General features: G+C 41.8%; 10 protein-coding genes and 1 pseudogene. All 11 read left to right on the top strand.

What is annotated here, in order from left to right; all coding sequences use genetic code 11:
- The first annotated feature begins 315 nt into the window (after positions 1-315).
- Positions 316-1,551: an ABC transporter permease gene (locus WS34_RS09670; protein WP_046404500.1), complete on the top strand. Its 1,236-nt coding sequence runs from the start codon at positions 316-318 to the stop codon at positions 1,549-1,551.
- 15 nt (positions 1,552-1,566) lie between these two features.
- A complete protein-coding gene (locus WS34_RS09665) occupies positions 1,567-2,316 on the top strand; it encodes an energy transducer TonB (RefSeq protein WP_118102861.1) in 750 nt (249 codons plus the stop codon).
- 78 nt (positions 2,317-2,394) lie between these two features.
- Positions 2,395-3,810: a glycoside hydrolase family 16 protein gene (locus WS34_RS09660; protein ID WP_013613353.1), complete on the top strand. Its 1,416-nt coding sequence runs from the start codon at positions 2,395-2,397 to the stop codon at positions 3,808-3,810.
- Positions 3,811-3,844: 34 nt separating this feature from the next.
- The gene (locus WS34_RS09655) at positions 3,845-4,573 is read left to right on the top strand and encodes a ComF family protein (RefSeq protein WP_013613354.1); all 729 of its coding nucleotides are present in this window, start codon (positions 3,845-3,847) and stop codon (positions 4,571-4,573) included.
- Between the two features lie 98 nt (positions 4,574-4,671).
- Entirely contained in the window at positions 4,672-6,543 is a 1,872-nt protein-coding gene (locus tag WS34_RS09650; protein WP_022161143.1) for an Ig-like domain-containing protein, read from the top strand.
- Between the two features lie 6 nt (positions 6,544-6,549).
- On the top strand, positions 6,550-7,326 hold the full coding sequence (locus WS34_RS09645; RefSeq protein ID WP_022161142.1) for a DUF3108 domain-containing protein: 777 nt from the start codon (positions 6,550-6,552) through the stop codon (positions 7,324-7,326).
- 29 nt (positions 7,327-7,355) lie between these two features.
- A complete protein-coding gene (locus tag WS34_RS09640) occupies positions 7,356-8,378 on the top strand; it encodes a DUF4837 family protein (protein WP_046404510.1) in 1,023 nt (340 codons plus the stop codon).
- A gap of 7 nt (positions 8,379-8,385) precedes the next feature.
- On the top strand, positions 8,386-9,552 hold the full coding sequence (locus WS34_RS09635; protein ID WP_046404499.1) for an exo-beta-N-acetylmuramidase NamZ family protein: 1,167 nt from the start codon (positions 8,386-8,388) through the stop codon (positions 9,550-9,552).
- A gap of 23 nt (positions 9,553-9,575) precedes the next feature.
- Positions 9,576-12,665 carry an AsmA family protein gene (locus WS34_RS09630; protein WP_046404498.1) on the top strand — a complete coding sequence of 1,030 codons (3,090 nt, stop codon included), beginning with the start codon at positions 9,576-9,578 and terminating at the stop codon, positions 12,663-12,665.
- Positions 12,666-12,998: 333 nt separating this feature from the next.
- Entirely contained in the window at positions 12,999-13,601 is a 603-nt protein-coding gene (locus WS34_RS09625) for an RNA polymerase sigma-70 factor (protein ID WP_022161138.1), read from the top strand.
- A 62-nt stretch (positions 13,602-13,663) separates the two neighbouring features.
- A pseudogene (locus WS34_RS09620) lies at positions 13,664-14,049 on the top strand (hypothetical protein); the annotation flags it as partial.

Below are 14,049 nucleotides of genomic sequence, written 5' to 3'. Positions count from 1 at the left end.
AAATCTAGGTTTGATTTTTCCCCTTTCTATTCCGATTCCGGTTTTTATACCGTCAGACCGGTTCGTTAAGGCTTTCCTTCATTGACCGGCGGAAGCGACCGGGTCTCCGAACGCGATCACCGAAGACGAATAAGTACAACAATAATGCTACCTTTTAAAGTAGTTTCGACGTGTTTTAAAGTTGAGCTTAATCAATTTTGATTGCTGTCGTTTTATTTTGGGGGAATCCGTTGTTTGGCAAATAAACCGATCCTTAAATAAATGAATAAACAATTTTTTCCCTTAAATTTGTCGGGTTAACTAATTGGTGACGGAGTGAATCTTGAATTATTCATAGCAAGAAGATTATTGAAGGGAAAACAAAACGGAGCGGTATCTGTGCCGATTGTAAAAATTGCGTTAGCCGGTATTGCGCTGGGAGTTTGTGTGATGCTGCTTTCGATCCTGATTATTACCGGTTTTAAAAATGAGATAACCACTAAATTGTCGGGATTTATGGCTCATTTGAGCATTACGGCTTATGATCATGAAGATGCTTATTCGGGAAGTGAGATCGAGCTGAACGATTCTTTGTTGGAAGTGGTCCGGAGAGTGTCCGATTTAAAGCAGATGTATGCTTATGTGACAAAACCGGCGATCTTGAAGAGTAAGGAAGAAATTCACGGTGTAATTTTGAAAGGTATGGATTCCTCTTACGATGCTTCTTTCTACCGGAAGCATCTTCGGGAGGGCGAATACCCTGATTTTTTTCAGGCCGAACCTTCTCGTGAGGTGTTGATCTCAGTTGCTGTGGCGGCTATATTGAATGTCAGTCCCGGTGATAAAATTACGGCACATTTTGTACAAGATCCGCCGAGAGCACGGGTGTTTACGGTGAAGGGAATTTACGATACCGGTTTTAAGGAGTATGACGAAATGCTGGCGGTGTGTGACATCAGGCATTTACAGAAATTGAACAATTGGGCGCCCCGGGAGGTTTCCGGTATTGCTGTGGAACTGAACGATATGAAACGCATATTAGAGGTGGAGGCGGAGTTGGACGACACCTTGCCCATGAATCAGGATGACGATTTTTATAAAATCACTACTTTGCGGGAAACGGCTCCTCAGGTCTTCGATTGGTTGAATCTGTTGAATATGAATGTTTGGATCATCCTGACGCTGATTGTTGTGGTTGCCGGTTTTAATATGGTGTCGGGTTTGTTGATCCTGATTTTGGATAAGACCTCCTTTATCGGGATTTTGAAAGCTTTGGGATATCGGAATATACGTCTGAGGAGATTGTTTTTATATATAGCTGCCGGATTGATTGGCAAAGGGATGGTGGTAGGTAATATTTTGGCTCTTACCTTAGGTGGTTTGCAGGCTCTGTTTCGGATTGTCAGATTAGATTCGGCTACTTATTATATGGATACGGTGCCGATTTATTTCGATTGGGTCTATATTATTTTATTGAATGTCGGAGTGTTGGTAGTTTCGGTGTTGATGTTGGTCGTGCCGACGATGTTGATTTCCAGGATAAAACCGATTAAAGCGATTCGTTTCGAGTAACGTGAAGTAATGAAGATGAATTTTAAAGCATATATAGAAAAATGGATTATTCCGCATCGGCGCGGGATTATGGGTACCGTGATTTTTCACTTGGTCCTGGCTATTTTTTTATTGAGTATGGAAATTTCCCGGATTCAGGTTCATACGGAGATGGAAATCGTTATGGATACCCCGACTCCGGAGGAGAGGCAGAAAAAAGAGGAAGAGCAGCAACGAAAAGAGGAAATTCGTCAAAAGACTTCTCAGGAAGAGGTCGAACGCATGTTGCGTTCCATTGCTGTCAATGAGAATGCCGTACAGCCGGAAAAGAGAGCGGATGCCAGTGTACAGCAATATGTGGACGAGATTTTGAAGGAGTTGGAAGAAGAAGGAAATAGCGGACGTTATAAAGCCCAACGCGATAAAAATTACCAAAAAGACAGTTTGCAAAATGATCGCGATAAACGGGAACAGGAACTGGATTCTTTGAAATCTACTTTTTATGCCGGTGAAAGTAGTGTCAGTTATAATCTGAAAGACCGGTATGCCCGTTTTCTGCCGATTCCGGTATTTAAATGTGAATATGGAGGTAAAGTTGTAGTCGAGATACTGGTTAATCCGAAAGGTGTGGTCCAGAAAGCTAAAATTTTGGAAGATCAGTCTCAGTCGGACGACTGTTTGTGGCGGGTGGCTGCCGATGCTGCTAAACGTTCGCGTTTTAATGAAAAACCGGACGCCCCTGCGCTGCAGAAAGGTACGATCACTTATAATTTTGTAAAGCAGTAAAATAGGTTTTTTGTTTTTTTTACATTAACTTTGCTATCTGATGTGTGATAGTGTCTGATCTGTTAATTATTGTAGTGTATGGGATTATTTTCTTTTTTATTTTCTAAGCATAAACTACTTCGTACGACCTATGAAGCGGAAACTTTCAGAGCCGTATTCCGTGAAGATGAAGAATTGTTTCTGAGGGTGGAAAAAGGGGAAGAGCTAAAACGTTATCGCGAGCTTGAAGAGTATGTAAATAGTGCTCAGTTTAAGGAAAGACGGAAAGAAATCGAACAGCTCTCTTATAAGGACAGCGAATATTATAAAGCAGAACGGCAATATAAAGCTTTGCTCAAGGTGCGTAAGTTACAATCTTATCTGTTGATTGCCGATTCTGAAGAATTGAAGGGGTATGAGCGGGTAAAAGCTTTGCCTGAATATCAGGAGTATCAGAAGCTGAAAGTGATGGTTATGTCGGCCGGTTTCGATAAGAAATTACATGCCGTCGAATATAAAGCTTATCAGGAAATTATTCGTCAGCCGAAGATCGCTGCTTTGATCAAATTAGAGAAATTACGTCGTTTTAAAGAATACCGTGAGGTTAAAGATACGGATTTGCCACAAAAGTTTACGCATTTGGAAACTTATATCCGTTCGGAAGAATTCAAGCGAAACAGAGCTTATCTCTTGAATAAAAACCGGTATCAGACGACCGAAGATTATCAATTACTTTGCGAATTCGATGCTTTGAAAAAGCGCCCCGAAATAGCTAAATATATCTTATTGGCTCAGGACCCTTATTTTAATAGTATGAGGAGATGGCAATTGGTGTTTGAAGACGATTTCAATCAGGGACGCCTGGATGAAACCAAATGGATTACCCGTTATTATGCCGGAGAGCGGTTTTTGAACGATACCTATGGGGTGGGAGAGGATATGCAGTTGTACTCACCGGATAATATCACCTTCGGTGAGAGTGCGGTTTGTCTGAATTTTAGAAAAGAATCGATCATCGGAAAATATTGGGACCGGCAGGTAGGAATACGGGAGAAAAAATACGATTATTCCTCTGCTATGATTAGTTCTGCCACTGCTTTGAGGCAGCGCTACGGTCGTTTTGAGGCTAAGATTAAGCTGAATCGTTGTGCCCTGACTTCTTGTTTTTGGATGCTGGGGGATACAGAGGTGCCTCATGTGGAAATCATGAAGTGTGAGGCCGATGGAGTACATATGGGAAGAGTGTATTCTTATCGTACAGCGGTCAATAAAGATATCCAATTAATCAAAGAGCTGGAGCTCGATAATGCCTATTATATTTTCACTTTGGAGTGGACGGAAAATAAAATGGTGTGGATGGTAAACGATCTGGTGGTGAAAGAGGAAACCGAACATATCCCGGACGTTCCGATGTATGTCGTTTTCTCTTTGGGAACCAATAAAGAACCTCTGGAAAAACAGTTACCCGCACGTATGGAAATAGATTGGTTCAGAGGATATCGTCTGAAAAGTTGAATATGATGGGGTCGGATGGCTAAAACCTGAATTTATGACACGACAGCTTGGATTGCGAATCGGAAGATGGCTAAAAGACAGATTGTTGTCTTCGGGAAGGGCTGTTTGTGAATTGTTTTACCCCCGGATATGTACCGTTTGCGGGGAAAGCCTGATGAAAGGTGAAGTGTATTTGTGTACCGCCTGTCTGGCTGATTTCCCGTTTTCCGATCAGGCCTATGCTATTCAGGAAGATGTGTTGTTGAATTTCGATGCCGCTTACCGGCCTGAAAAATTATTCTCTTTGTTTTATTATAATAAATTCAGCCCCTATAAAAATTTGATTTACCGGATTAAATATCGTTCTCATCGGTCTCTGGGTATCTATCTCGGCCGTTTGCTGGGAGAGAAGATTAAAAATGAATGTGAGGCAGATTGTATCATTCCGGTGCCTTTACATCCCAAAAGGGAAAAAGAAAGGGGATTTAATCAAGCCCGGGAAATTGCTTGTGGTATGGCCGAAACGATAGGAGTAGACATTTATGACGATGTGCTTTTCAGGGTTCGGAACAATGCATCGCAAACCGGGAAGAATGCAAGCGAAAGGCTTAAAAATGTCGAGCATATTTTTGAGTTGCGCAATCCCGCTAAAATTACAGGAAAAAAGGTATTGTTGGTCGATGACGTGATAACGACAGGAGCTACGATCGGTGCTTGTTTGCAGGTTTTGGCTCAGGCAGGGAATGTGCGTTTCTCTTTAGGGTGTCTGGCTCAAACGGTCTGATTTTTTCTTTTCACTTTTTTCCCTTTAACTATTCCCCTTTTGTCCGATATAGTTTATCTTTGTAAATTGAGATCTGACTGAGTAAATAGATAATAGGGATGAAGAAGAACGACGATAGAGCTTTCAGCTGGGAGTGGCTGGCTATGTTAGTTATGGCAGTAGTGATTTATGCTTGTGCCAGCCGGGGATATCCCGAAGGTGGACCCAAAGATACGACCCCACCCCAAGTGATCCTCGAAGAACCGGCCTCTTTTACTAAAAATTTCGATAAAAAGCGGGTGAACATTTATTTCGATGAGTTTGTCCAGCTAAAAGATATTAACGAGAAGTTCATTATTTCTCCGCCTCAAAAGAAAAAACCGAAGCCTCGTTTAAAGGGGAAATATGTACAAGTCGAATTTGTGGATTCCTTGAAACCGAATACCACTTATACCTTGGATTTTGCAGATGCTATATCCGATAATAACGAGGGAAATCCTTTGGGATTTTATCGCTATGTATTTTCTACCGGGAATGAAATCGATTCGTTGGAATTGAGCGGACAGGTTGTGAATGCGGAATCCGGCGAACCGGTTTTAAATGTATATGTCGAATTGTATTCTAATCTGGCGGATTCGATGCCTTTGCTGGAGGTGCCTGACTATGTCGCCCGTACGGATAGTTCCGGTTTTTTCCGTTTGACGAACTTGAAAGATACGATTTATCGTGTCGTGGCGATTCAGGACGATAACCGGGATTATAAATATACGCCCGAAGCAGAAATGTTTGCTTACCTGGATACCTTGGTGCGTCCCGTGGTGATGACTATGACCCGGGTAGATACGTTCCGGGTTGTCGATAAAATCGTCGGGCAGGACACAACGATGAAGGATAGTATCGTCACACAGGAATATCTGGGATTTGGGCCTAACAATCTTTATCTGCGTTTGTTTCAGGAAAAGCTGACCCAGTTGTATATGACCGATGACGACCGGAAGGAACGGGAACGCCTCGATTTTATCTTTAGTATTCCGGAAAAGAATGAGTTTAAGGCCCGTTTGTTCGATACCTTGTCGACGGAACCGCTACCGGAGGATTGGTATGTGTTGGAACATTCGGCCGGAAACGATACATTGGCTTTGTGGATTAAAGATTCTACCGTGTATAAAAAAGATACCTTGAATGTTATCCTTTCTTACTTGCGGACAGATAGTACCGGTCGGTTGACGACCTTTGCCGATACCAGCCGCTATACATTTAAAGACAAAAAGAAGCCCGACAATAAGAAGGGCAGGAAAGACGAACCTGAAACTCCGGCGATTGAGTTTGTGGAAATAAAATCGAATGCCGGTAACGATTTTGATTTGGGTGCCCGTTTGTGGTTGGAATTTAACCGGCCGGTCGACAAGGCGGGCTTGGAGAATCTGCATATATCGGAGAAAGTGGATACACTTTATCAGCCGCTGAAATTTACCCTGGAAGAAGATAGTCTGAAGATCCGGCGTATTTATATCGATGCTTCCTGGAAAGCCGGGCAGGAATATATGTTGACTTTGGATTCTGCTTCTGTCAACGATATTTATGGACGGCATAATAACAAACTGGAGAAAAAATTCAAAGTGCGTCAGGAAGAATTTTACGGGAAGATTATGCTCAATGTGAGTGGCGTGCAGGGACAGGTTATTCTACAACTCTATAAGTCGGATAATGGGAAATCTGAGAATGGAAAACGTTCTTATGCAGTGGTACAGGAGCAAATTATCAACCAGGATGGACAGGTCACTTTCCCGTTGATTCCCGAGGGGAAATACAAGTTTAGGGCGATCTTGGATACCAATGGCAATGGAATTTGGGATACCGGTTTGTATTTGAAGAACCAACAGCCTGAAGAAATCGTTTATTTACCTGTCGAAATCAGTGTCAAACAAAATTTTGATATTGAGCAGGAATTTAATTTGTTGAAGCCGTATAAGGATGAGAGTGATAAATAGAAGGATATGAAAAAAATTTGGATATTGATGTTGTTATTGGGGGGAAGCCTGTCGCTTTGTGCCCAATCGAAATACCCGCCTATAGAAGAGTTGGTATATACCGGATATTATAACTGGGGATTTATTTGGGTCAAGGCTGGGCGGGTGGATTTTTCGTTGACGACTTCCGAAAAATATCCGAATGCCGAACGTTTAAAAGCTGTGGGTTATTCTTTACCTTCCTGGGATTGGATATTCACGATCAGGGACACCCTGATATCGCATTTTGACAAGAATACTTTTATGCCCTATGAATTTTCGAGAAAAGCTCATGAAGGGAATTATCATAAGACTTTCGATTATACATTTCATTATGACGATTCTGTCGTATTGGGAGATATCCATCGGATTGGAAAATTCAGACGGACAGATACGGTGAAACTACTCGGTCAAACCTATGATATGCTTTCGGTTGCCTGGATGGCCCGGGAGTTGGATTTTGATAAATACCAAAAAAACGACTTGATTCCGATCCGGATTTTGATCGATAGTAAAATTTATGATTTGTATATCCGTTATCTGGGTGTGGTGAAAAGCAAGATTGCCGGCCGGAAACAGGAATGTTACGTTTTTTCTCCCTTGTTGGTTGAAGGTGAGGTATTCAAAGGAGGCGAAAATATGAAGATTTGGTTGAGTAAAGACGAATATCGGCTTCCTTTGATGGTCGAAGCGAAAATTCTGGTCGGATCGGTAAAGGCGATTTTAGATCGTTCGGCTAGTAAATACGGGGATTTTACAGAATAAGTTTAATGTATATTTTAAATCATAATAAAATGAAGATACGAATATTAGTCAGTCTGCTGGTGTTGACCCTGAGTTATTTTTTGTTCTCTTGTAAAGAAGGTGGCGGTGCCCGGCGGTCAGCTTTACCTCCTGTCAGCGGTTCTACGAATGAACTGCTCGTCGTTATGCCGAAAACTTTGTGGGAAGGTCATGTCGGGGATACTATCAAGGAATTTTTCGGACAGCCTCAATTGGGATTACCTCAGGGCGAACCGGTCTTTGATTTGATTAATCTTCCGCCTTCTAATTTCGAAAAAAATGTCCGTTTTCATCGGAATATACTGACTGTTTCGATTAAGGATAAAGTCGATACGGCTTCAATCGTGTTTCACGAGAGTCCCTGGGCTCGTTCTCAGAAGATTTTTCAAATCAGTGCACCGGATGTAGAGGCATTTTATAAAATCTTCAATGCCAATAAAAACAAAATGATGAACGTGTATCTCAAGGCAGAACGTGACCGTTTGATCGAGGTATACAAGAAAACACCGGATACGAAGATATTCAATATGTTTAAGAATAAGTACGGCCTCCTGTTGTATTGTCCCGGAGGATATTATATAAATAAAGATACTTCGAATTTTGTATGGATTTCTTCCGAGACCCGGGTCGATAGCAAGGGGATCATTTTTTTTGAAGAAAAATATGAACATGAAAGTCAGATGGATTACCAGATTATCCTGGACCGGATGAATGAAGAGTTGAAGAAATATATTCCGGGACCCCGGGATAGTACCTGGATGGCTTTGGATTTAAAGACTCCGATGACTGCTGCTTTTTATAAATATGACGGAATTCATTATGCATTGCTTATCAGAGGTTTGTGGACTGCCGAAAATGATTTTATGGGGGGGCCGTTTGTTTTGAATGTCGTATTGGATGAAAAGAATGGCCGTATTATCTATATGATGGGCTATGTATACGCTCCCGATGGTAAAAAACGGAATATGTTGAGACAAGTGGAAAGTATTGTAAATTCTATGAAAATCGATTTCCCCGAGGAAGAAAAGAAATAAAGGGATAATGAGAGAGTGCATTTTTTTTCTGTGTTTGTGGTGTGGAATAATCGGAGGGGCTGAAGCCGTTTCTCCGGGTATTCAGCATTTTGACCGATACCGGAGTTTGTTGGAAGGCAAAAAGGTCGGGATTGTGGCTAATCAGACTGCTGTGCTGGAAACCGGGGACGGATATAAGCATAGTGTCGATTTCCTGCGTGATCATCAGGTACAATTGATACGTATCTTTTGTCCGGAACATGGGTTCAGAGGAGAAGCCGATGCTGGGGAAACGGTGGGTGATTACCGGGATCGGCAGACCGGTTTACCGGTCATTTCCTTATACGGAAAGAAGAAAAAACCGAGTCCGGCGGATTTGCAGGGATTGGATGTGGTTGTTTTCGATATGCAGGATGTCGGTGTCCGTTTTTATACTTATCTCTCTACTTTACACTATGTGATGGAGGCTTGTGCCGAGAATCAGGTTCCGCTTGTGGTTATGGACCGTCCGAATCCGAATGCTTTTTATGTAGACGGGCCTGTATTGGAAATGAAATACCGGTCTTTTGTCGGAATGCATCCGGTTCCTGTCGTTTATGGGATGACTATCGGTGAGTATGCCCGGATGATTAATGGAGAAGGTTGGTTGAAAGATAAAAAGAAATGTGATTTGACGGTGATTCCTTGTCAGGGATGGAATAGGAGTATGACGGTAGATTTACCCCGGAAACCTTCTCCCAATTTGCCCGATAAAGTGTCGGTCATGTTGTATCCTTCGGTTTGTTTTTTTGAAGGAACGGTAGTCAGTGAAGGGCGTGGGACCTATATTCCCTTTCAGGTATTCGGGCATCCCGAATTGAAAGGTATGCCTTATACTTTTGTACCCGAAAGTATTCCCGGTATGAGTAAAAATCCCAAATGCCTGGGATTGAAATGCTATGGCATGGACCTGAGGAATAAATACGATGAGGTGAGAGAGGGACAACGGTTACGTGTGGATTGGTTACTATTGGCTTATCGGAATTATACCGGAAAAACTCCTTTTTTCACTTCTTTTTTCGAGAAATTGGCCGGGACAGATCAACTCAGAAAAGATATTGAGGCAGGTAAGAGCGAGCAGCAGATAAGAGCTGCCTGGCGTTCTCCATTGGAAGAGTTTCAGAAAATCAGAGAGAAGTATTTGATCTATAAATAAATTATTGAATTAGTGGATTGAAGATGAAAAAGTCACTGGGAAAACGGGTGTTGAAATGGACTCTCTGGAGCCTGTTAGCTTTAGTGGTACTGATTTTGGTCGGTGTCACTATTGTTATTCATTTTATCTTTACCCCGGCAAAATTAACTCCTTTGGTAGAGAAGACTGCAAAAGAATACCTGAATGCCGAGGTACATTTTGGAAATATTGAATTGACTTTTTTCTCTACTTTCCCGGATTTTGGAATTCAATTGGACGATGCTTCTGTTATTTCCGGGACATTCCGTGATAGTACGGCTAATAGCGAGCCGACCATGCAGGATTCCTTGATGAATATAAAATCTTGTCTGTTGACTATAAATCCGATCGCTTACCTGACTACGAACCGTATTGTGGTGAAGGATTTCGTATTGGAACAGCCGGAGATATATGCTTATGTAGATTCGGCCGGTGTTCCCAATTGGGATATACTCCGGATAGCGGCAGATACGACTACTGTAGATACAACGATGGCGGATACCACTACTTTCGATTCGGGAATACGTTTGCGGAATGTTAGAATCCGGAATGGAAGGCTTGTTTTCGATGACCGGAATACGCGTTTGTATACCCGATTGACCGGAATAAACCTTGGAGTAGATGGCTATCTGGGTAAACGCCGTTCTCGGCTGAAACTGGATTTTTCAACTGAAAACGTATTGTTTTGGCAAGAAGGACAGTTGCTGGTCAACCGTTTGGCTTTCGGAATAGAAACCGGTATGAAAATCAACCGGGATTCCTTATTATACACTTTGGAGAAAGCCGTAGTCGATGTAAACGGTATCCGTTTCGGAGCCGGAGGAACTTTAAGAGGAGATACCGTAAATCATACTTTACTGGTGAATTTAAAGTATGGAATACATATTCCGACATTAAAGACACTATTGGACTTGGTGCCCGATACTATTCTGCATAAGACTGAAAATGTGGAGGTGCGGGGAGATGTATTGTGCCAGGGAGAGATTAAAGGTATTTACGGTCAACAGAATATTCCCTTGCTGACTTCTGAATTTCGGATCAAAGATGGCTTTATCGCTTATCCCGGTATGCCTTCGAAAATCGATACCCTGAACGTAGATCTTTTTGCTTTGATCGATTTGCAGAAAGAACAGGAGTCTTATGTGAATTTGCGGAATTTCTGTATGAAAGGTGGAGGTATCGATATCGATATGGCGGGCGATGCCGAACGCTTGTTGACAGCACCTACCCTGAAAGCTGAAGTAAAGGCTTTGGTGAATTTTGAAGAATTGACAAAAATCTTTCCCTTGGCGGATGGAATTACTTGCCGGGGTACGCTGAATACTTCTTTAAAAACGGATGTCCTGGTCGAAGATGTCCGGAATGCTGATTATGGGAAATTGAGAATCGGCGGGTGGTGTCAAATGAAGGATGTGAATATTTTTATCCCCAAGGATAGTATCGTTATGAATGTTAAGTCGGCAGGACTGGTTTTTGCCGCTAACCGCAAGAATACGAAGTCTGTCCAGGGAACGGATTTATTGAACGGTGTGGTCGGTTATTCCGGATTGGATATCCATGTCCGCAATAAGGTACGTTTGTTGATGGATACGACTTATCTGGCGCTGAGAACTTCGCCATTGAAAGATACTTCTGTAGTGGCTTCCATGGGGGCTAACCTACATTTGGGACGGATGGTGTTTATCGTCCGTGATACTTTGCTGGTGGGGTTGAAACAGGCGAATGCTAAAGCTTCGCTGTTGCCCTCGAAGCGTAATAAAAAAGTTCCTCAGATCAATGCAGAACTGCAGGTGGATAGTTTGCGCTTGCGAGCTATGGGCAACCGTTTGAATTTTGCCAAGGCAGAGGTACAAGTCGAGGCTGTCCGGAGTAAACGTAATACGAAGATCTGGCTTCCGACAGGATACGTCGATTTTACCGGTCTAAGGGCTTATACGCCTTATTTTCCGGTGCGTATGCGGATGCCGGGTACCCGATTGAGATTCGACCGGAATGAAATTCAGCTGGATTCGGCCGTGCTGCATCTGGGGCGTTCGGATTTGCGGCTTACCGGAAATGTGACTAATCTGGCTAAGTCGTTCTTTAAGAAAGAAGAACTGAAAGCTCAGTTGCTGGTTACTTCCGATAGAATAGATTGCAATCAGCTGATGCGGGCGATGGAAAGAGGAACGGCCTATATGGAGAAGGTGAAAGCCGGTTTCCGGGATACGATTTCTACAGAAGTGGACGATATGGATGAAGTTCCTGTTGTCAGTGATACTACTGTTTTGGAAGGAAGTAATTGCTTGTTTGTGGTTCCTCCTGGTATCGACTTTACTTTCCAGACCGATATAAAGAAAGTATTGTTTGGAAAATTGCAAATGGATAGTATTCATGGAGAAGTAGTTATGCGCAATCAATGCATCCAGCTATCGGATCTGGAATTACGTTCTTCGGCTGCCAATATGAGTACCACGGCTCTGTATCGGGCGACAGATACCACCAAGGCTTATGCCGGTTTTGCTTTGCAGATGCACGACATTCGGATCGATAGTCTGGTTGGACTGATCCCTTCTTTAGATACACTTTTCCCTATGCTGAGGTCGTTCGAGGGACTGGTGGATTTTCACATTGCTGCAGATTCGTGGCTGGATTCTGCCATGAACATCGATTTGCCGACTCTAAGGGCTGCGGCTTATCTGGACGGCCGCGATCTGGTGCTGATGGATGGGGAGACTTTTGCTGAAATTTCGAAAATGCTGATGTTTAAGAATAAAAAGCGGAATATGATCGATAGTATTTCAGTAGATTTAATGGTGAAGGATGGGACGATCGAGATATTCCCTTTTCTGGTAGAAATCGACCGTTATAAGGCTGCTGTCGGCGGACAACACAATATCGATATGACTTTTAAATATCATATCTCTATCCTGAAATCACCTTTGCCTTTCCGGGCCGGTGTGGATATTTCAGGGAATCTCGATAAGATGAAGTTCCGTATTACGAAAGCGAAATACAAGGATCTTTTTATCCCTTCGCGAAAAGCTAAAGTCGATAGTACACAATTGAACCTCCGGCAACGAATGCGCACGATATTAAAAGAAGGAAAAGGATAGAAAAAATGTTCGATTAAATCAGTCGAAAGTTTATAAAGTCCATAAAGTTTATAAAGTCAATGGACCCTGCGGGTATTTTGTTAATTGACAATTGTCAAATGACAGTTGTCAAAATATTTTCGGACCTATGGTCTCTTCTTTATTTGTCTGATAATCAATGATAATCTTCTTTGTTCTATTTCTCATTTTTCTTTCCTTTTTTATTTCCTAATGGAAGAGAAGCTTCCAGAAAATTGTCAATTGTCAATTATCGTTTGTCCATTTTTCTTTTGACAGAAATCCGCCAAAAGAAACGAACGATTAAAGTTGTTTTGCTGTTTAAATTGATAGGTTGTGAAAGTTATAAAAGAATATTCCTCGGAGGAAGTAATTGAAGGTCTGCAAAAAAAAGATAAAGAGGTTTTCCGTTTCCTTTTTGAAAAATATTTTGGGCAATTGGTGCATTTTGCCGAATATTTTTTGCTTGAAAGAGAGGCGGCAGAGAATGTTGTACAGGATTGCTTTTTAAAACTTTGGGAGAAAACTGATTTTTCCAATATTCGTAATTTTAATTCTTATCTTTTTGTACAAGTTAAGAATATTTGTTTGAATAAGATCAAACATCTTCAGATAGAAGATAAACATAAGTCCTGGCTGATGGAAGCTTATTTGTATGCAGAATTACCGGAAGTTGAATATGACGAGAGGTTGATAGATAAGGTATGGAGAGTTGTAAATGAATTACCTGAGCAAACCCGTTTGATTTTTATTGCTTGTGTCGTTGAAGGGAAAAAATATAGAGAGGTTGCGGATGAGTGTGGAATCTCTGTCAATACGGTAAATACTTACGTGAAAAGAGCTTATAAATATTTACGGAGACGTATGGGGCTCTCTGTTATACTTTTCTTGTATTTCATAAGTGAAAATCGATCTAAGAAATTTTTCAAAAATAAATAATTTTTGTCACTGTGTTTAGGTGTACGGTTGTCCTCTCATTGATGAACGGATAATGTAACACTATGGATAGAGAATTATTGGTCAAATTACTAAGGAATGATCTGACCGAAGAGGAGGCTCGTCTAGTGAAAGAGTGGCTTGATTTGTCGGAGCAAAACCGACAATACTATGCTGCTTTTCAGTTAATGTGGGAAAAGAAAAAGAAATTGCCTGTTGATGTGGAACGGAATTATACGGAACTGTTTCATAAGCGGAAGAATGTAAAAAGGAATATATATGCATGGCATTGGAGAGCCGCTGTAATTGTTTTGTTATTAGGGACTTCTCTGTATATAAGTAAGTATTATATAAATCGCCAGGCTGAACAGGAGAGGCCCGTTGCCGGTTTGGAGACAGAAGCTGTATTGCATACAGGTGACAAAGAAACTTTTGTGATTTGTAAAAAGGA

The sequence above is a fragment of the Odoribacter sp. N15.MGS-14 genome (assembly GCF_000980245.1).
GTDB classification, from domain to species: domain Bacteria; phylum Bacteroidota; class Bacteroidia; order Bacteroidales; family Marinifilaceae; genus Odoribacter; species Odoribacter splanchnicus.
The sequence above is the reverse complement of the archived record's forward strand: the minus strand, read 5'-3'. Positions and strand labels throughout refer to the sequence as shown.